The sequence below is a fragment of the Ensifer sp. 22521 genome, assembly GCF_052044795.1.
In the GTDB taxonomy this organism is placed as follows: Bacteria; Pseudomonadota; Alphaproteobacteria; order Rhizobiales; family Rhizobiaceae; genus Ensifer.
The window spans coordinates 277,498-296,141 of record NZ_JBQENM010000006.1 but is presented as its reverse complement, the minus strand read 5'-3'; the positions used below and the strand labels follow the sequence as shown (position 1 = coordinate 296,141).

Genomic DNA, 18,644 nt, shown 5'->3' with positions numbered 1-18,644 from the left:
TATTGCCGCTATCCCGTGAATCGGATCGTCAGGCGCTTGAATCTATTTTTGAACATGAAGGAATTGTCCATGAAGGTGACCGGCCTCAACATTCATCCGCTGAAAAGCGGCCGCGCCATCGCCCGTGAGACGGTCACCATCAATCTCGATGGCGTCGAGGGCGACCGGCGCTTCATGCTGATCGAGCCCGACGGACGCTTCATCACCCAGCGCGAATTGCAGGCGCTGGCGAAGGTCGAAGCCAGCCACATCGATGGCGGCGTGCATCTTAGGATGGGCGACAGGGAAACTTCGGTACGCTTTGATCCGGATCGCCGACTGAACGTCCAGGTCTGGGGCAGCGAAGTCGATGCCGCCGTTTCCGACGATGCGGCGGATGAGACGCTGTCGGCATGGTTCGGCCGCCCGGTCAAGCTTGCCCACATGGACGCCTCGGCCGAGCGCTTGGTCGGTGCCGATTGGGCCGGCACCGCAGCGCCTGTCGGCTTTGCCGATGGGTTCCCGATCCTGATCACGACGACCGGCTCGCTCGCCGATCTCAACCGGAGCCTCGCCGAAAAGGGCCAGGAACCCGTCGGCATGGACCGCTTCCGCACCAACATCCTCGTCGATTGCGACGACGCCTGGGATGAGGACTTCTGGGAAAGCGTCGAAATCGGCGGCATCCGGTTCGATCTCGTCAAGCCCTGCGCCCGCTGCATCATGACGACGCAGGATCAGATCACCGGCGAGCGCATCGGCGGCAATCCGATCCAGGGGCTGGCCGAGAAACGTATGTCGTCTGATCGGCGCGTGCCCGGCGTGCTCTTCGGCTGGAACGCGGTGCCGCGCAGCGAAGGCACCCTGAAGCTTGGCGATGAGGTCAAGGTCACCAGCCGGCGCGGTGAACGCTGGCCGATGAAGGTGCGTGCTTCGGCTTAAGTCGGACGCAACTCCGGACGGAAAGTCGTTTCACATTCTTCTCGGAATTGCTCCGGGCGGTATCACGTCCAGGGCGTGATGCCGAGAAGCTTGGCGCCGAGATCCGAGAGGCTGGCGGGGGAGGCATTGTGCTTTTCCCATTGGCGCGGGTCGCCGGGAAAGGCGTCACGCTTGGGGTGGTCGAGTTCCCGCCACAGCCGCACCCGCTCCTCGCGCTCGGCGACATTGTCCCATTCGGCCGGATGCATCGAGATATATTGCGCCATCCGCACACGGTCGTCGGAGTGGTTGGGGCGCACACCATGGGCGAGCAGGCTGTTGAAAATCATCAGGTCACCCGCCGCCATCTCGATGTTGACGGTCGAGAGGCCTGTCATGTCGGGGTGCATCGGGTCGCGGTCGGCCGGCTGGGTCCTCTCCCAGCTTTCGAAATTTTCGAAGAGTGCCGGCACGCATTGGAAGCCGCCGACGTCGCCATCCTGCTTCTTCAGGCTCAGCACGCCCTGAACGCCGATCGGCAGCGGCCGGACCGAGGTGTCGACATCCCAATGGATGAATCCGTCAGGATTGCCCTTCACCTTCTTCGGCGGATTGAGGTTGGCGCGGTCGATCGTCACCCACAGATCCTCTCGATCCCAGATGTCGACGAAGGCGCCGTAGATGCGCGGCTCCTGCCGGTTGTCCCAGAGATACTGGTGATTGTAGATCTCCAGCATGCCGGTGTTGTTGAGTTCCTTCATCTTGTGCTCGCGCCGCTGCGGCGCATACCAGGTCGAAGGATCGCTCGGATCCTTCTCGTCGAAGCGCCAGAGCAGATCGACGAGGCGCTCGACATTGGCCGGCGGCACCGCCTGTCTCACGATGACGTAGCCCTTGCTGACCCAATGCTGCCAGTCCGTTTCCGAAAGCACGCGCAGCGGCAGCCGCTTCTTGATGTCCTTCAGTTGTACCTCGAGGTTGGCAGCCGTGGGGTGGCTGTCTCTGAGCGCCTGCATGAATGTCTCCTCGCCTTGAATGTTCGATTGGTCGATGGAGAAAGCCTAGCCTTCCGGTCGAGGCCATGTTGCACGAAGCATGCCAAGATTGATACTATTCTGGCATCGTGAGCCGAAGGCATGCAACATGAAGGCTGTTTTGCAGAAAATACCGCGGGCGACCAATGCTTCGTCGATCCTGCTCGACCGCCGCCTCGACGTCGCCATTCCGTTCCAATGGCACCATCATCCGGAGTTCGAACTGACGCTGACGCTCAACTCGCGCGGCCAGCGCTTCATCGGCGACCATATCGGCGCCTATGACGACGGCGATCTCGTGCTCGTCGGTTCCAACCTGCCGCACACCTGGCATTCCTCCGGCAAGATTGACGATGCCGAACCGCACGTGGCGCTGGTGCTCTGGTTTCATCCGGAATGGGTGGAGCGTCTGGAAGAGGGCTTCGTCGAGCTCACCGGCGTCAAGGCGATGTTCGAGCGATCCGCCCCAGGCTTGCAGTTCACTCCGGAAGTTGCCGCCCGCGTGCGTCCGCTATTCGAAGGGTTGCGCCGGCTGGCGCCGGAGGAACGGCTGCCGGATGTCCTGTCGCTGCTGACGATCCTGGCGCGCGAGCAACAGGTGGCACCGCTGTCGAGCCGTGTCGTCACGCCATCGGGCCGATCGGTCGATCGTGGACGCCTCGACCGTGTGCTCGACCATATCCATCTGCACTACGCCGAGAACCCATCGATGGAGGAACTCGCTGACCTTGCCGCCCTCAGCCTTTCCGGTTTGCATCGCCTGTTCCTGCGCCACCTCAACATGCCGGTCTCGGAGTATCTGATGCGGTTGAGGATTGGCGAAGCCTGCGCGCTGCTCAGCGGCTCTGGACGATCGATCGCCCATATCGCCGAAGCAGTGGGCTATCGCTCGATCGCCAACTTCAATCGGCAGTTCAAGGCGGCGAAGGCCATGACGCCCAGGGAGTTTCGCAACCGGTTCCGCAGCGCCGCTTGAAAGAGGAGTCTTGGCGGCATCAATTTCGGTGATCGCGGCGTCAATATAATTGGCTTTTATCTGTTTTAGCCGCCGCCTAGGATGCCGCTCCATCAATCGGAGATATTTCATGTCCGCTGTGTCCGGAGCATCCGCACCGTCCCATGCTCGTCAGGAGATGCCCTGGCTGATCATTGCGGCCGGCTCGATCGTTGCGATGCTCACCTTCGGCCCACGCTCGGCGATGGGCTTCTTCCAGTTGCCGATGCTCGCCGATACCGGCTGGGATCGGACGACTTTCGGCCTCGCCATGGCCTTGCAAAACCTCTGCTGGGGCTTGAGCCAGCCGTTCTTCGGCGCGATCGCCGACCGGTTCGGCACTTGGCGGGTGCTTGCCATGTCTGGCCTTCTCTATGCTGCGGGCCTCATCATCATGGCCTTTGCCAATGCGCCGATCTGGCTGCATATCGGTGGCGGCGTGCTCGTCGGCATGGCGGTCGGCTCCGGCTCCTTCGGCATTCTCCTGTCGGCCTTTGCCCGCAACGTCACGCCGCATCAGCGGTCGCTCGCCTTCGGCATCTGCACGGCGGCGGGCTCTGCCGGTATGTTCCTGTTCGCGCCGTTGAGCCAGGGGCTGATCTCCGCCTATGGCTGGTCGGACAGCCTCGTCTATCTCGGCGTCCTCATGCTGCTGGTGCCGTTCTTCGCGATTCCACTGCGTGGCAATGCCTCCTCCGGTCGCCAGAGCGAGGCGCAATACAAGCAGTCGATCGGCGAGGCGCTGAAGGAGGCGCTTGGCCACAAGAGCTACTTGCTTCTCGTCTCCGGTTTCTTCGTCTGTGGCTATCAGGTCGCCTTCATCACTGCGCATTTTCCGGCCTATATCGGCGATATCGGCATCGACGCGCGCTATGCGGTGATCGCGCTGGCGCTGATCGGCTTCTTCAACATCATCGGCTCGCTGTCTGCGGGTTTCATCGCCCAGCACTACTCGAAGCCCTACTTTCTGGCGCTGATCTATATCGCCCGCTCGGTGGCGGTGACCGCCTTCCTGCTGCTGCCGCAGACGCCGGTCTCCGTCGTCATCTTCGCGATCGTCATGGGCCTGCTCTGGCTTTCGACCGTGCCGCCGACCAACGCGCTGGTCGCGATCATGTTCGGCACGCGGCATCTGGGTCTGCTCGGCGGCATCGTTTTCCTCTCGCACCAGGTGGGTTCGTTCCTGGGTGTATGGATGGGCGGTTACCTCTACGACCACTTCGGTTCCTACGATCCGGTGTGGTGGCTCGGAGTGGTGCTCGGTATCTTCGCGGCGATCGTCCATTGGCCGATCGAGGAGAAGAGCGTGGTGCGGCCGGCGATGGCCTGACCGCATGTGCAAACTGGGGCGCTGCGAAAAACAGCGCTCCATTCTTGAATTCTGTCACAAAACTTTCTAAATCAACCCATGCGGCTTTGCCGCTTTTGTTTTGGTTCAATTATGCTCAGATTGAGCATAATTGAAAAAGCTGCCCGGGAAGAGGGCGGAGAGGAGATCTCGATGACGCGCGTTGTTTCCCGCAAAGAGGCGGTGGCGAACCCGGTTCTTGTCAGCGCTGCCCAGCGCTTTGGTGTCATCGAAAGACCCGAACTTGCCTTCACGCCAGCGGTCGCACGCGAGACGGAACATCTCTACGAGAAGGTGAAGGACTTTATCCCGGCGATCGAGTGGCCGGTCTATGCGCCCTATGTGCACGCCATCAACCGGCTGAAGAAGGAGCGCAATGCCGTCATCCTCGCGCATAACTATCAGACGCCCGACATCTTCCACTGCGTCGCCGATATCGTCGGCGACTCGCTGCAGCTTGCCCGTGACGCCAGCAAAGTCGATGCCGAGATCATCATCCAGTGCGGCGTGCACTTCATGGCCGAAACGTCGAAGCTGTTGAGCCCGGAAAAGACGGTTCTGATCCCGGACGGTAAAGCCGGCTGCTCCTTGTCGGAATCGATCACCGGCGCCGATGTGCGCCTTCTGAAGCAGCGTTACCCCGGCGTTCCTGTCGTCACCTACGTCAACACCTCCGCCGACGTGAAGGCCGAGACCGATATCTGCTGCACCTCGTCCAACGTGCTTGACGTCGTCGAGAGCCTGGAATCCGACACGGTGCTCTGCATCCCCGACGAATATCTGGCGATGAATGTCGCGCGCCAGACCAACAAGAAGATCGTGACCTGGAAGGGCCACTGCGAAGTGCATGAGCGCTTCACCGCTGCCGAGCTGCTCGCTTACAAGGAAGCCAATCCGGGCATCGAGATCATCGGCCATCCGGAATGCCACCCGGATGTGATCGCCGTTTGCGATTTCGCCGGTTCGACGTCGGGCATGATCAACTATGTCAAGGACAACCGCCCGTCGAAGGTGCTGCTCGTCACCGAATGCTCGATGGCATCGAACATCCAGGCCGAGATCGAGGGCGTCGAGTTCGTCAAGCCCTGCAACCTCTGTCCGCACATGAAGCGCATCACGCTGCCGAAGATCCTCGACAGCCTGCTCAACATGACGGAGGAGGTTCTCGTCGATCCGGCGATCGCCGCCCGCGCCCGCCTTGCGGTCGAACGCATGGTGAACCTCAAGCAGTAGCAATTCCGCCTGGCGGTTCGCCCGGCCTACAGCGCCGCGCGCCTTATCAGGCGCGCAAAGGTCGCTGTAGAATATAGAAACTCTGCATGCGCATTGGAGGAGAATGAAACATGCTGACCGACCACTTCCGCCCGCAATCCTTCAACGGGATTGACGACATCGTCATCGTCGGCGGCGGCCTGGCCGGCCTTTTCTGCGCGCTGAAGCTGAGCCCGAGGCCGGTGACGATCCTGGCTGCCGCGCCCATCGGCCACGGCGCCTCGTCGGCCTGGGCTCAAGGGGGCATCGCCGCGGCCATGAGCCCGGGCGATACCTTCGAGAAACACGTTGCCGACACGCTCGCCGCCGGCGCCGGCATCGTCGACGAGAAGATGACGCGCATGATGGTCGCCGAAGGCCCGGCGCGCATTCACGATCTTCTGGAATATGGCGTGCCCTTCGATCGCGACCTCGAAGGCAAGCTGCTGTTGTCGCGCGAGGCGGCGCATTCCGAGCGGCGCATTGTCCGGGTCAAGGGTGACATGGCCGGCAAGGCGATCATGGAAGCGTTGATTGCCGCGGTGCGCAAGACGCCGTCGATCCGCGTGATCGAGGGTTACGTCGTGGAGGAACTGGTTCGCGAGGGCCGGTTCATCTCCGGCGTCATCGCGCGGCCGGATGCCGGCCAATCGAAGAAGCGCGTCTCGTTTCCGGCGCGTGCCGTCGTACTCTGCTCCGGCGGCGTCGGTCATCTCTATGCGGTCACCACCAACCCTTGGGAAGCCTGCGGGCAGGGAGTCGGCATGGCAGCGCGCGCCGGCGCGATCATCGCCGATCCGGAGTTCGTGCAGTTCCATCCGACCGCGATCAATATCGGCAAGGATCCGGCGCCGCTGGCGACCGAGGCGCTGCGCGGCGACGGTGCCCATCTCCTGAATGCGGCCGGCCATCGCTTCATGCTCGACATTCATCCGGACGGCGAGCTTGCGCCGCGCGACATCGTTTCGCGCGGGGTGTTTGCCGAAGTCCAGGCGGGGCGCGGTGCCTTCCTCGATTGCACCAAGGCGGTGGGCAAGCACTTCCCCGACATGTTCCCGACGGTCTATGCCTCGTGCACCGCGGCCGGCATCGATCCGGTGACCCAGCCGATCCCTGTCGTGCCCGCAGTCCACTACCATATGGGCGGCGTGCTGACGGACGCGGAAGGCCGCACGTCGATCGATGGCCTCTGGGCCGCCGGCGAAGTCACATCGACCGGCGTGCATGGCGCCAACCGCCTTGCCTCCAATTCGCTGCTCGAAGCGGTCGTCTTTGCGGCCCGCATTGCCGAAAACATCAAGGGCACGCTGCCGACGCCGCAGCTCACCGAGTGGGGCGACAATGCCGGCGAGAATGACGATCCGGTGACCGTCGAGGACAGCCCGCAGCTCAAGGTTCTGCGCCAGGTGATGAGCGATTGCGTCGGTGTGATCCGCACCCGCGAGAGCCTGCTGAAGGCAATCCGAGAGATCGAGCGGCTCGAGCGCGAAAATTCGCGCATGCGCTTCACCAACATCATCACGACAGCCAAGCTGATAACCGTCGGTGCGCTACGCCGCACGGAAAGCCGCGGCGGCCACTTCCGCGCCGATTGCCCGGCGGAGCGTCCGGAATGGCGCCGACGCACCTACCTGACGCTCGCCGAAGCCAATCGCCTTTCAAAGGAATTGGCTGAAACGGAACCGGCGTGATCCGGCACTCCGCCACTCGCATGTGACTGAAGCTCAAGGACCGCCAGCAAATGATCGCAGCCCTCCGCCCCGAACTGCCCGCACTGATGATCGAGGACCAGGTGCGCGCCGCACTGCTTGAGGATCTCGGCCGCGCCGGCGACATTACCACGCTGTCGACGATCGGACCGGAGCTGACGGCAACGGCCGGCATGAACGTCCGCGACGCGGGCGTCGTTGCCGGGCTTGATCTGGCCCGCGCCGCCTTCCGTCTGGTCGACCCGTCGATCGGTTTCGAGGCGTTGGTGGCGGATGGGGACCGGGTGGCGCCGGGCACGGCGATCGCCCGCATCTCCGGCCGTGCCCGCGGGTTGCTGTCCGCCGAGCGGGTGGGCCTGAATTTCCTTATGCATCTCTCGGGTATTGCCACCTATACGGCGAAATTCGCCGACGAGATCGCCCATACGCGTGCGAAGGTTTGCTGTACCCGCAAGACCATCCCGGGGCTGCGCGCACTCGAGAAATTTGCCGTGCGTCTCGGCGGTGGCTCCAACCACCGCTACGGGCTCGACGACGCGGTGTTGATCAAGGATAACCACATTGCCGTTTCCGGCGGTGTCGCCAGCGCCATCCACGCGGCGCGGGCCTATTGCGGCCATCTCGTCAAGATCGAGGTCGAGGTCGATGGTCTCGATCAGATGCGCGAGGCGCTGACCGCCCAGCCCGACGTCATCCTGCTCGACAATATGGGGCCGGAGCTGCTGCGCGAAGCCGTCGCCGTCAACCAGGCATTCTGGCAGCTCTCCACCGACGCCTACGCGCTCGACGCCCGCCGCACCCGGCTCGAGGCCTCCGGCAACGTCAAGATCGATACTGTGCGCGCGATTGCCGAAAGCGGCATCGACTACATCTCGACTTCAAAGATCACCATGGCCGCTCCAACGCTCGACATTGGCCTCGATGTGGTGATCAACCGGTAACGAGCAGTTCAACCAGCGTTATCGCTGCATGATGAACGGGCAGGCGAAGCGCTCGCCGACGGTGATCTGCGTGCCGCAATCGTAGCGGCAGGTCTTGAACTGCCCGTTCGAATCCTGGCTGTTGAGATTGCAGATCGTGGTCTGAGGCTGCATGCCGCCGCCCTGCTGGTTCTTGAAGTAGTCGGGCATCTTCGGCTTCTCGTCGATACCCGACTGGGGCGAGGTTCCGAGCAGCGACGTCAGCAGGGTCAGTGCGAGCAGCATGGGCTTACCTCGGTCTTAAACGTCAGGTGGCGGGCATAGGAGAGTTCCGTCTCCACCCGCTGCACCAATCATATCATGATCCAGCAATGTAGGTGGCGTCTCGGGATGTTTTTAGACGCAGGTCCGCTTTTCAGGGATTATTGACTGCGATCATCGCCCGCCGACCTTGAGGCCCGGGGCAGGGCGCTCATCGAGGATCTGGCGGCGGAAGCGGAAGAGGGCGGCCGGGCGCCCACCGGTCGAAGACAGTGTCATGCCTGTCGGTTCCACCAGCTCCGCGCCCTCGACGAGGCGGCGGAAATTCTGCTTGTGCAGGTGGCGGCCGGAGATTGCTTCGACGGTCGCCTGCAGGTCGGTCAGCGTGAACTCCGGCGGCATCAGTTCGAAGACGACAGGGCGATATTTGAGCTTGCCGCGCAACCTCGCGATCGCTGTCGCGACGATGCGGCGATGGTCATGGCGCATCGCCTGCCCGACGGTCAGAACGTCGTGGCCGTTGCCGTGGCCGTCGAGCACAGCTTCGGGCACGAGCCCGGCCTCGTAGAGCAGCTCGTAACGCTCCAGCACACGCTCCTCGTCCCAGGGAAAATCGTCGAGACCAAATGCCAGGCGAATGCGCGCCCGGCGGCGGGCGATCCGGGCGGCCTGTTCTTCGCCGGTGGCGCCAGTCTCCCAGCGGGCAAGCCCCGGCAGGATCGCCTGATCGAGGACCGGTGGGCGGCCCTGCCGCCAGTCTTCCCAAGGCAGATAGCCGTACCAGTCGCGCCAGTGCGCGCCGGCTTCGGCGAGCCGCTCGGTGTTTTCGGCATCGGTCCTGGTCAGTGCCAGATAACCGACCGAGACCATGTGTTTGCCTTCTTCGCCCGGAAGCCGCTGCCGGCCGCGATCACCGAAGGTGTAGAGCTGTTCGATATAGCCGAGTTTCAGCGCCGTGCGCTTTTCGACGCGATCGCGCAGGCTCGTCTCAAAGGTCCGATGCAGCGCCGGATCAAAGGGGCCGAAGGGCAGGCTGTCTCGCGCGTCGCCGTCGGTTTCGCTGACGGCAAGGATCCGAGGACTGCGCTGGACGACGGCGACGATCGCCGCATTGAGGCCGATTTCGACCGTCGTCGGCTGCGTTTCAGTCGGCAACGGCTGCCCCCTCGGCAAGGAGCGGCAGGACAAAGGGTGCGTTACCATCGGTGTCCGCACCTCGGCCGATCCCGCGCACGGCGGCCATGAGCCGCCCGTTACGCTGGAGCACCGTATCACCGATCTCGATAAGCCGGCTGTTTGGCGTTGCGAAGGGCGAGGCGCGCCGCAGGCGCTGAACCAATTCTGCGTCGTCCTGGTCCGGCTCGGCGGCAAGAGCCGCGATAAGCGCCGCTGCCGGCGAACGCGAAACGCCCATCCAGCAATGGACGAGCAGCGGCCGCGCGCGATCCCATTCGCGCGCAAAGGCGACGATCTGCCGGACATGCTCTTCCTGCGGCGCGATGAGGTCACCGGTGCCGGCAAAGGTGATGTCGTTCATGCCGAGCGTCAGGTGCCGCGCCTTGGCGATGACCCCGGGGCGATGAAAGTCCTGGCCCTTGGCGACAAGGCTGATCATCTCGGTGCAGCCATGGCGAACGGCCATTTCGGCGATGCGGGCGAGCGGCGATACGACGATCTCCGGCATGTCAGATTTCCGCGCGTGCGGGCAGGCGCTCTGCTTCCAGAACCTGGAACCGTTCCGTGAACAGCCGCTGCGCTTCGACGGCCGGCAAGGGATCGATCAGCAGCGTTTCGCGGGTAATGCCGCGTGGCTGGCCGAAGAACTTGCGCGCCTCTTCGACCGAGAAGCCGGCAAGCACGGTCGCTTCGAAATAGGCGGCGACGTGGTCGGCCTTCTTGATCCGATCCTTCAATTCCTTGGAGCATTGCGCCGGCAGGCCGAAGCGAAGGTGAATGGCGCTTTCCAGCCGCTTTTCCACCGACTTGTAGCCGCCGCCGACCACCGCCTTGAACGGCGAGATCATGTCACCGATCACATATTCCGGCGCGTCATGCAGCAGTGCCAGCAGGCAGTCGTCGGTGCTGCATTTGTTGCTGCGGCGAAAGATGTCCTCGACCATCAGGCTGTGCTGCGCCACCGAGAAGGCGTGGTCGCCGGCCGTCTGGCCGTTCCAGCGGGCAACGCGCGCGAGCCCATGGGCGATGTCGCCGATCTCCACGTCGAGCGGCGACGGATCGAGCAGGTCCAGCCGGCGGCCGGAGAGCATGCGTTGCCAGGCGCGGGTCGACGTCACGCGCTTGCCTCGTCGGCGCTCGTCGGGAAGGTGAGCCCGGTCCATTCGGGCAGGACCATGGTCACCGGTACGTCACCGGCAAGCAACTGAACATCGTTCGCCATGGCTTCTCCCGCCTTGTCGATGCGCACGATCGCGAGTGCCGACTTGCCTTGAACCGTACCCAGCGTGCCGATGGACTTATCGTTCGCAGTAATCGTCGTTCCCGTCGGGGGAAGCGCGGTCTGCGCAGAGACGATCACGACCCGGCGGCGCGGCATGCCGCGGTGCTGCATCCGCGACACCACTTCCTGGCCGACGTAGCATCCCTTCTTGAAGGAAAGGCCGCCGTTCTTGTCGAGGAGAACATCATGCGGAAAAGCATCTTGCACCGCATAATCAGTGCCAGCACTCGCGACGCCCGCTGCGATGCGAATCCGCTCGAGTTCTTCGACGCCGGCCGTGTCGCCGGCTGCTTCGCCATAGGCGCGGAAGAGTGCGACGCCGGCTTTCTCGAAGCGGTGATCCCGATAAGCCCCCTCAGGCGGGGCCTCGTCAAATATCACGGTGACGGCGGCGGACGCATCGATCGAAAGGTCGACCGCCGAGCGAAGCTTGTACATCGTCAGCCGCTTCAGCAGTGCTTCCGCCTGGTCGCGCGCGGTCTCCAGCCTAAGGCAGTCGCCATCACGGGAGATCATGAAGTCGAACAGAATCTTGCCCTGCGGCGTCAGCAAGGCGCCGGGACGCGATTCATCGGGCGCCAGCGCATCGAGGTCGGTGGTGATCAATCCCTGGAGGAGATCTTCGGCGTCCTTGCCGGAGACGGCGACAATCGCGCGGTCGTCGAGGCGAACTCTGGGCATCGTTCGAATCCTGCTCGGCGGGTGGGAACCCGCTCTAACCTAGAGCATTTCCAGCAAAAGTACGTAGCGGTTTTGCGTCCGGAAATGCGTACAACAAACACCGATCACGTCGCGATCCGGGTCGACTCGACCTGGTACCATCGTGATCTCTTGGCGAAGAGGTAGGATGTTCGGAGAGGATCGGCAAGCTCGGTCGCCGGCGGTCAGTCGCCGGCGATGAAGAATTTCCACTTTCCGTCCGGCATGATGCCGACGCGGTAGAAGTTGTAGCTGCCGAACTCTTCCATGTCTGCAAAGTCCCCTGCGGTGACCAGGCGGAACAGATCGACCTTTTCCGGTGCCGTGAGCGTCGAGAGCTTCTTTTCCGCGAAGTAGGGCCAGACATAGGCCTCCTGCGGCGTGCCCTTGTCCACCAGCACGAAACCGGTCGACAGCACGTCGAGCAGGATCGCCAGGATTTCGACACCCTCTTGATCGCCCGAAAGTCCCTTCAGAATCGCGACCGGGTCCTCGTCGCCGGTGACGCCGGTGACCTGGGTTTGGGTCGGGCCCTTGCCGAGCAACGGGCGCAGGCGCTCGATATCGCCGGAAGCAGCCGCTTCGACGATCAGTTCACGCATCCGGGCAACCGGCGCCGGAATCTTGGAAACGTCTGTCAGAACCTCGACAGGCCCGGCCGTCTCAGGCTCTTCGGCCGCGGGGGCCTCGTCCTTGGTGGCCGTCGCTGACTTGTTGATCAGCGGATCGGGCATCGGGATTTCGAGCGGAAGCTTCTCTTCTTCGTCCGGCTCCTCCGCGACAGGTTCGGCCACAGGCGGCGCCGCCTTCTGGTCGCCGTTAGCGGGCTGTTCGGTGGGAACGGGTTGCGGCGCGCCCTGCAATTCGCTGAGAGCAAAGGCGGGGGAAAACGCTGCCGGGGTGCTCACGGCGACACCGGCCAAAAGCAGCGTGGCGAGGCGAACCGGAAGGGTCCGGTTTGCAAGATTCCGAATCATCGGGCAGTCCTGATATTACTGAAGCGTGCGCTGGGGCGAAAATTCGCCGGCGAGGACGCGTTCGCGAAGCGAATTGAGCATCGCTTCTGCACCGTCTTCGCCATGAAGCCGAACGGTTTCCCGCATGGCGAGCGCGATGGCCGCATCGGCGATGATTTCCGGCTCGATACCATCAGCCATGCCATCCGCCCAGGCCTCGCTCTGGTGTTCCAGCGCAGCCTGCATTTTCTCGTGGACGATCATGTCATCGATGTCGGTCAGGCTTGGTTCCATCATTCGTTCCATGCGACTTCCATTGTGCAAGCGGTTCATTCTTTGGCCGTCCGGCTGAACTCCAACTGAACGGCTGTGACGGACTCGCCACTTCTTACCACTCTCTTAACGAACTTAGCAGCCTTTTCCCGAAACGACACGGGGTCGTGAGAAAAGAGGTTAATTTATTGCTAATTTCCAAAGCGGGCGACGATTTCTGACGCAAGTGTTGCGCCTTCGGCACGGTATCGCTGCTCGGCGACGATCGCCGGTCCCGTGCAGGTCGTATAAACAGAGGCAAAGGTGCGATACCCACGGTTGAAGGCGGCGGTCATCCTTTCGCGTCGTTTGATCTCGTCGGCCGTTTCCTTGTCGATCAATTCCTGCATCGAACGACGCCAGACATCCTCCGGCTCCTTGACGCAAAGGTTCCTGAGATAGTGAACGGAGCCGATGATTTCGGAAAGCCGGATCAACCTCTGGTCGTAGGGTGTGGGTTTCTCCTCCACGACGGCAGGGGCTGCAGCCTCGGTGGTTGCCGTCTCTTTCGTCGGCGTTTTTTGCGCCGCCGCACCGGTGGCGGCTGTCAGCGCGAGGCCGGCCAGGGCAAGCCGCGCAAGGATCGGGGCAGTGATCATGGCTCCACCAAGCCGGAATTGACGGCGGTTTCAAGGCCGCGGCCGGATTCCGTGTCGATCTCCGCGAGCCTTTCCACGCATTCGCGCACGCTGTCCGGGATCGGCAAGGCAAAGATTTCGGCCGGCGTGAACCAGCCAAGACCGGCGGCGTCGTCGCTGGCAACGGCTACCGCGTCGCCACCCGCGTCGGCTCGGAAGACAGAAAGCAGGAAATGCCGTCCTTCCGATTCCTTGCCGGGCAGGTCGTAGGTTTCGAACAGCACGGGATTGCGGGCCTCTATGCCGGTCTCTTCCAACAATTCGCGAAGCGCAGTTTCAGCCGGCGTCTCTCCGGGCTCCGCCCGTCCACCGGGAAAGGCGTACATGTCGGCCGACGGCGGGTTGGCCCGCCTCACGAGCAGGTAGCGGCCGTCGCGTTCGAGAATGACCGAGGAGGCGAGTTCAGGCTTGGTCGACATCGGGAATCAAATTGCCTCAGTAACGTTGACCCATCCTACGTGAAGTGCCACATCCGTGTCATGTGCGGACGTTTTGCGTTGACGGCGACGCCGGAAGAATTGTTGGAATTATTTGCGCTGCTGGAAAGCGAAGACTTTCCGGCGCGCTTCAACATAGCGCCCACCCAGCCGATCATGGTCGTCGTTTCCGGCGAACGGGCTCAGCCCGGCAGCAATCTTCCGGAACGCAAGGCGGTCCTCGTGCGCTGGGGGTTCATGCCCGGGTGGGTCAAGGACCCGCGTGACTTTCCGCTGCTGATCAATGCCCGCGCCGAATCGGCGATTGAAAAGGCATCGTTCCGGGCGGCCATGCGACACCGGCGCGTGCTGGTGCCGGCCTCCGGCTTCTACGAGTGGCGCCGGCCGCCGAAAGGCAGCCGCGAGCCGTCGCAAGCCTATTGGGTGCGCCCGCGCAAGGGCGGGATCGTTGCCTTCGCCGGTCTGATGGAGACCTGGTCGTCGGCCGATGGCTCGGAAGTCGACACCGCCGCCATCCTGACGACGGCGGCCAATGCCTCGATCCGGCAGATCCACGACCGTATGCCCGTCGTCATTAAGCCCGAGGATTTCGCCCGCTGGCTGGACTGCAAGACGCAGGAGCCGCGCGAGATTGTCGATCTCTTCGGCCCCGTGGCGGAGGATTACTTCGAGGCGATCCCCGTTTCCGACAAAGTCAACAAGGTTGCCAATGCCGGCCCTGACATTCAGGAGGCGGTGACGCCCAAGGTCGCGCCGGACGCTCGACCCGAGAGCAAACCGGCCGAACCGGCTAACGCACAGATGTCCCTGTTCTGAGGGTCAGGCGGGCCGCTTGGTCAGCTTGGTCGCAGGCTTCACCTTTGCCTGCAGCGCGGCGGCGAGTACGGCCTTCAGGCCGAGCGGGCGATACTGTTCGATGAGATTTGCGGATTTGGCGACGTCTTTGGTCTTTGCGGCTTTCACTTGCACTCACTCCTTGATGCTTACCTGAACCGGATACATGCCGTTCTCGTCATTCAGCGCGAAAACGACGCTCCTCCCTGTTCTCCGGAGACAGGAACCGTGGTGCAGAACCAACTACACCGCGAATCTGTTTTCCGCGTGGCGCTCTCAGATAAGCCCAATCATGACAAATCCATGGCCGCCGTTTCCCTTTCGATAGCTTACTGTGCTTGCATGCGGCTGACCTCTTGACCGAGCACAGGCGACGCGCGATAAGTGAGCCTATGAAAACGGTTATCTGCATTATCTGCCGGAAGATTATTCGCTAGCGTCCCGCTGGCCTGGCCGTTTTCGTCTCCTAAAATCCAAGATGACAAACGCGCGGGCCGCCCGGGCGCCGTGTTTCGACGGTCGTATGCATATGGAGATTGGGAATGGGCGGAGCGCCGACACTAAAGCTGTACAACACGCTGACGCGGGAGAAGGTCGAGTTCCGGCCGATCGATCCCGACAACGTCCGCATGTATGTCTGCGGCCCGACGGTCTATGATTATGCCCATATCGGCAATGCCCGGCCGGTGATTGTCTTCGATGTGCTTTTCCGGCTGCTGCGCCACGTCTATGGCGCGGAGCACGTGACCTATGCCCGCAACATCACCGACGTCGACGACAAGATCAATGCGCGGGCGCTGCGCGACTATCCGACCCTGCCGCTCAATGAAGCGATCCGGCGGGTGACAGAGAAGACCGAAACGCAGTTTCTGGCGGACGCCAAATCGCTCGGCTGCCTCGATCCCGACGTGCAGCCGAGGGCGACCGACAACATCGCGCAGATGATCGAAATCATCGAAAAGCTGCTTGCCAAGGCGCATGCCTATCAGGCGGGCGGCGAGGTGCTGTTCGATACCAAGTCGATGGCCGACTACGGTCAGCTTTCAAAGCGCAACCTCGACGAACAGCAGGCCGGCGCCCGCATTGCCGTGGAAGTGCACAAGAAAAATCCCGGCGATTTCGTGCTGTGGAAGCTTTCGGCCGACAACGAGCCGGGCTGGGACAGTCCGTGGGGCAGGGGCCGTCCGGGCTGGCATATTGAGTGCTCGGCGATGAGCAGCCGTTATCTCGGAGAGGTCTTCGACATTCATGGCGGCGGGCTCGACCTCATCTTCCCGCATCATGAAAACGAGATCGCCCAGTCCCGTTGCGCCCACGGCACGCAAGTGATGGCGAATGTCTGGATGCACAACGGCTTCCTGCAGGTCGAAGGCCGCAAGATGTCGAAGTCCGAGGGCAACTTCGTCACGATCTACGAATTGCTGCACACGGAGAAGTTTGCCGGCCGCCAGTGGCCGGGCGACGTGCTGAGGCTTGCCATGCTGATGACGCATTACCGCGAACCGATCGATTTTTCGGTGAAGCGGCTGGAGGAAGCCGAACACCTGCTTTCGAAATGGCCGGTGCCGGGCGAGGCGAAGGGTGAGGCCGATCCGGCCGTCGTGGCGGCGCTCGCCGACGACCTCAACACCGTCGCGGCGGTTCAGGCGCTCCATGCGCTCGCCCAAAAGGCGGCGGCCGATCCGAAGCTGCTCGGCGCCTTCGCGGCAAGTGCTGCGCTGATCGGCGTTGTGCCTGAGGCGGTCGAACTCGACGAGGGCGTGGTACGCGACATCGACGGCCGTGTCCGCGCCCGCCTGGAACTGCTGAAGGCGAAGAATTTCGCCGAGGCCGACAAGATCCGCGACGATCTTCTCGCCCAGGGCATCCAGCTCAAGGATGGCAAGGATGCGGCAACCGGCGAGCGTGTGACGACCTGGGACATCAAACGGTGATCGCGAGCCCGGCAGCGAGTTTTGTCCGATCCCTCTGAGCGGGATCGGACAATGCCTCCAGGAACGGCGGAAACGCGGAGAGCAGGCATGAAAGAGGAGTTCGTGCGATGATCGACCATACGGGCATTCCCGTCTCGGATTTCGACCGGGCGCGGTCGTTCTACGACAAGGCCTTCGCTCCGCTCGGCGCCTCGCTGCTGATGATGGTGCCGGTGGAACATACCGGCGGCGTCAAGGTTGGCGGCTATGGCCGCGAACGGCCGGTCTTCTGGTTGCACGAGGCGACGACCGGTCCGGGACGGCACTATGCGTTTTCGGCAAGAAGCCGCGCCGAAGTCGATGCCTTCTACGAGGCGGCGATGGCGGCCGGCGGGCGCGACAACGGCAAGCCCGGGCTTCGGCCGCACTATCACCCCGATTACTACGGCGCCTTCGTACTCGATCCCGACGGCAACAACATCGAAGCCGTCTGCCACGCGCCGGCTTGAGGAGGGGTTGCGATGAGTCTCGACAACAGGCCCTATTATACCGGAGGCTGTCAGTGCGGCGCGGTCCGCTTCCGCGTCGAGGGCAAACTTGGTGACGCATCCGTCTGTCATTGCCGCATGTGCCAGAAGGCGAGCGGCAACTTCTATATGCCCTTGGTTTCCGTTCGCGGCGCACATGTCACCTGGACGCGCGGCGAGCCGAAGCGCTTTCAGTCGTCAAACGCCGCGCGACGCGGCTTCTGCGCCGATTGCGGCACGCCGCTGACCTACGAGGCACCGGATGGCATGGCGCTCGCCATCGCCACCTTCGACGAGCCGCAGGGCATCGTGCCCACCATCCAGTGGGGCATCGAGGGCAAGCTGCCCTATGTCGATCACGTGGCCGATCTGCCGGGCGTTCATACGATGGAAGATCCGGACGCGATCGAATTTCTGACCAATCTCGTTTCCTACCAGCATCCCGACCACGACACCGAAACTTGGCCCCCGGAGGAAAGTCGATGAGCGAAAACGTTCGAACAGGCGGATGCCAATGCGGCGCAGTCCGTTTCCGTATCCGGGGGCAGCTTGGCCGTCCGTCGATCTGCCATTGCCGCATGTGCCAGAAGCAGTTCGGCTCGTTCTTCTCGGCGCTGGTGACGGCGCCGAAGGATGGCGTCGAATGGGTACGGGACGAGCCGAGCTACTTTCAGTCCTCGGTCAACATCGATCGCGGCTTCTGCCCGAAATGCGGCACGCCGATGACCTACCGGCACCCCGGCGGCCTCGAGATCGCGATCGGCACGTTTGACGATCGCACCGATCTCGCGCCGAAAATCCAGGTCAATCACGCGTCGCGGCTGCCCTGGGTCGATACCATCTTCGAACAGCCGGTGCTGGAGGATCAGGACTTCTATGCGCGGCAGGAGAGCATCATCTCCTTCCAGCACCCGGATCACGAGACCGAGCAATGGCACCCTTCGGGGGCATTCCGGTGACCATCGCCCGCATCTATACCGGTGGATGCCAATGCGGCGCCGTCCGCTACCGTGCCGAAGGCACGCTCGCGGATCCGCATATCTGTCATTGCCGCATGTGCCAGAAGGCGGCCGGCAACTATTTCATGCCGCTGGCGAATGTCGCGCGCGACAGTTTCGATATTACCCGCGGCCAGCCGTCCTGGTTCCGCTCGTCGCATCTGGTTCGACGCGGCTTCTGCCGCGACTGCGGCACGCCGCTGTTCTATGACATGCCGGATGCGGATTTCATCAATATCACGCTCGGTTCGCTCGACGATCCGGATGACGTGTTGCCCGTCTATCAGGCCGGCGTCGAGTCTCGTGTGCTGTGGTTTTCGCGGCTCGCCAGACTGCCCGAAAAAGAGACGGATGACGGCAGCGAGGTGTCCGCCACCCGCCATCTGATCATACTCGAAACGAACCGCCAGCACCCGGACTACGACACCGTGCACTGGCCGCTGACGAAAGACTGA

At 62.9% G+C, this 18,644-nt stretch carries 23 protein-coding genes; 12 read left to right on the top strand and 11 right to left on the bottom strand.

What is annotated here, in order from left to right:
• The first annotated feature begins 69 nt into the window (after positions 1–69).
• Complete coding sequence (locus tag ACTJKE_RS11225; RefSeq protein WP_058329445.1) at positions 70–921, top strand: MOSC domain-containing protein; 852 nt, start codon at positions 70–72, stop codon at positions 919–921.
• Between the two features lie 62 nt (positions 922–983).
• Here ACTJKE_RS11225 and ACTJKE_RS11220 read toward each other — a convergent pair whose 3' ends face one another.
• Positions 984–1,916, bottom strand: coding sequence for a phytanoyl-CoA dioxygenase family protein (locus tag ACTJKE_RS11220; RefSeq protein WP_058329444.1), 933 nt, complete (start codon positions 1,914–1,916; stop codon positions 984–986).
• A 127-nt stretch (positions 1,917–2,043) separates the two neighbouring features.
• Here ACTJKE_RS11220 and ACTJKE_RS11215 point away from each other — a divergent pair, with 127 nt between their 5' ends.
• The 5 genes from ACTJKE_RS11215 (at position 2,044) to nadC (ending at position 8,177) form a co-directional block, all read left to right on the top strand.
• The gene (locus ACTJKE_RS11215) at positions 2,044–2,910 is read left to right on the top strand and encodes a helix-turn-helix domain-containing protein (protein ID WP_440635490.1); all 867 of its coding nucleotides are present in this window, start codon (positions 2,044–2,046) and stop codon (positions 2,908–2,910) included.
• A 109-nt stretch (positions 2,911–3,019) separates the two neighbouring features.
• Positions 3,020–4,258 carry an MFS transporter gene (locus ACTJKE_RS11210; protein WP_058329442.1) on the top strand — a complete coding sequence of 413 codons (1,239 nt, stop codon included), beginning with the start codon at positions 3,020–3,022 and terminating at the stop codon, positions 4,256–4,258.
• A 171-nt stretch (positions 4,259–4,429) separates the two neighbouring features.
• Positions 4,430–5,509 (top strand): quinolinate synthase NadA, encoded by a 1,080-nt coding sequence (nadA, locus tag ACTJKE_RS11205; protein WP_058329441.1) that lies wholly within the window; start codon positions 4,430–4,432, stop codon positions 5,507–5,509.
• 110 nt (positions 5,510–5,619) lie between these two features.
• The gene (locus ACTJKE_RS11200) at positions 5,620–7,218 is read left to right on the top strand and encodes an L-aspartate oxidase (RefSeq protein WP_058329440.1); all 1,599 of its coding nucleotides are present in this window, start codon (positions 5,620–5,622) and stop codon (positions 7,216–7,218) included.
• A gap of 53 nt (positions 7,219–7,271) precedes the next feature.
• Complete coding sequence (gene nadC, locus ACTJKE_RS11195; protein WP_058329476.1) at positions 7,272–8,177, top strand: carboxylating nicotinate-nucleotide diphosphorylase; 906 nt, start codon at positions 7,272–7,274, stop codon at positions 8,175–8,177.
• A gap of 18 nt (positions 8,178–8,195) precedes the next feature.
• Here the strand turns inward: nadC and ACTJKE_RS11190 are convergent, their stop codons facing one another.
• The 9 genes from ACTJKE_RS11190 to ACTJKE_RS11150 all read right to left on the bottom strand — a co-directional run bounded on the left by ACTJKE_RS11190 (position 8,196) and on the right by ACTJKE_RS11150 (position 13,899).
• Positions 8,196–8,441 carry a hypothetical protein gene (locus ACTJKE_RS11190; protein WP_058320251.1) on the bottom strand — a complete coding sequence of 82 codons (246 nt, stop codon included), beginning with the start codon at positions 8,439–8,441 and terminating at the stop codon, positions 8,196–8,198.
• 150 nt (positions 8,442–8,591) lie between these two features.
• On the bottom strand, positions 8,592–9,620 hold the full coding sequence (locus tag ACTJKE_RS11185; RefSeq protein ID WP_057252765.1) for an NUDIX hydrolase: 1,029 nt from the start codon (positions 9,618–9,620) through the stop codon (positions 8,592–8,594).
• Positions 9,562–10,101, bottom strand: coding sequence for a tyrosine phosphatase family protein (locus ACTJKE_RS11180; RefSeq protein ID WP_057252763.1), 540 nt, complete (start codon positions 10,099–10,101; stop codon positions 9,562–9,564). The genes ACTJKE_RS11185 and ACTJKE_RS11180 overlap by 59 nt, the downstream gene beginning before the upstream one ends.
• A 1-nt stretch (position 10,102) precedes the next feature.
• Positions 10,103–10,711 carry a YfbR-like 5'-deoxynucleotidase gene (locus ACTJKE_RS11175; RefSeq protein WP_057252762.1) on the bottom strand — a complete coding sequence of 203 codons (609 nt, stop codon included), beginning with the start codon at positions 10,709–10,711 and terminating at the stop codon, positions 10,103–10,105.
• The gene (gene ygfZ / locus ACTJKE_RS11170; protein ID WP_110878154.1) at positions 10,708–11,556 is read right to left on the bottom strand and encodes a CAF17-like 4Fe-4S cluster assembly/insertion protein YgfZ; all 849 of its coding nucleotides are present in this window, start codon (positions 11,554–11,556) and stop codon (positions 10,708–10,710) included. The genes ACTJKE_RS11175 and ygfZ overlap by 4 nt, the downstream gene beginning before the upstream one ends.
• Before the next feature lie 203 nt (positions 11,557–11,759).
• Positions 11,760–12,551 carry a hypothetical protein gene (locus ACTJKE_RS11165; protein WP_440635489.1) on the bottom strand — a complete coding sequence of 264 codons (792 nt, stop codon included), beginning with the start codon at positions 12,549–12,551 and terminating at the stop codon, positions 11,760–11,762.
• Between the two features lie 15 nt (positions 12,552–12,566).
• Positions 12,567–12,836: a hypothetical protein gene (locus tag ACTJKE_RS11160; protein WP_093232155.1), complete on the bottom strand. Its 270-nt coding sequence runs from the start codon at positions 12,834–12,836 to the stop codon at positions 12,567–12,569.
• A 158-nt stretch (positions 12,837–12,994) separates the two neighbouring features.
• Positions 12,995–13,441, bottom strand: coding sequence for a TIGR02301 family protein (locus ACTJKE_RS11155; RefSeq protein WP_057252758.1), 447 nt, complete (start codon positions 13,439–13,441; stop codon positions 12,995–12,997).
• The gene (locus ACTJKE_RS11150) at positions 13,438–13,899 is read right to left on the bottom strand and encodes an NUDIX hydrolase (RefSeq protein WP_057252757.1); all 462 of its coding nucleotides are present in this window, start codon (positions 13,897–13,899) and stop codon (positions 13,438–13,440) included. Before ACTJKE_RS11150 ends, ACTJKE_RS11155 begins: the two co-directional genes overlap by 4 nt.
• Positions 13,900–13,959: 60 nt before the next feature.
• Here ACTJKE_RS11150 and ACTJKE_RS11145 point away from each other — a divergent pair, with 60 nt between their 5' ends.
• Positions 13,960–14,733 (top strand): SOS response-associated peptidase, encoded by a 774-nt coding sequence (locus ACTJKE_RS11145; RefSeq protein ID WP_058320248.1) that lies wholly within the window; start codon positions 13,960–13,962, stop codon positions 14,731–14,733.
• 3 nt (positions 14,734–14,736) lie between these two features.
• On the opposite strand, the gene ACTJKE_RS11140 is transcribed toward ACTJKE_RS11145, so the two are convergent.
• Complete coding sequence (locus tag ACTJKE_RS11140; RefSeq protein ID WP_176907119.1) at positions 14,737–14,880, bottom strand: hypothetical protein; 144 nt, start codon at positions 14,878–14,880, stop codon at positions 14,737–14,739.
• 413 nt (positions 14,881–15,293) lie between these two features.
• Between ACTJKE_RS11140 and cysS the strand changes: the two genes are divergently transcribed.
• The 5 genes from cysS (at position 15,294) to ACTJKE_RS11115 (ending at position 18,644) form a co-directional block, all read left to right on the top strand.
• Positions 15,294–16,685, top strand: a complete 1,392-nt coding sequence (gene cysS, locus ACTJKE_RS11135; RefSeq protein WP_058329434.1) for a cysteine--tRNA ligase — start codon at positions 15,294–15,296, stop codon at positions 16,683–16,685.
• Positions 16,686–16,792: 107 nt separating this feature from the next.
• Positions 16,793–17,173: a VOC family protein gene (locus ACTJKE_RS11130; protein ID WP_058320247.1), complete on the top strand. Its 381-nt coding sequence runs from the start codon at positions 16,793–16,795 to the stop codon at positions 17,171–17,173.
• Between the two features lie 12 nt (positions 17,174–17,185).
• Complete coding sequence (locus ACTJKE_RS11125) at positions 17,186–17,677, top strand: GFA family protein (protein ID WP_058320246.1); 492 nt, start codon at positions 17,186–17,188, stop codon at positions 17,675–17,677.
• Entirely contained in the window at positions 17,674–18,150 is a 477-nt protein-coding gene (locus ACTJKE_RS11120) for a GFA family protein (RefSeq protein WP_058320245.1), read from the top strand. The genes ACTJKE_RS11125 and ACTJKE_RS11120 overlap by 4 nt, the downstream gene beginning before the upstream one ends.
• Positions 18,123–18,644 (top strand): GFA family protein, encoded by a 522-nt coding sequence (locus tag ACTJKE_RS11115; RefSeq protein WP_440635488.1) that lies wholly within the window; start codon positions 18,123–18,125, stop codon positions 18,642–18,644. Before ACTJKE_RS11120 ends, ACTJKE_RS11115 begins: the two co-directional genes overlap by 28 nt.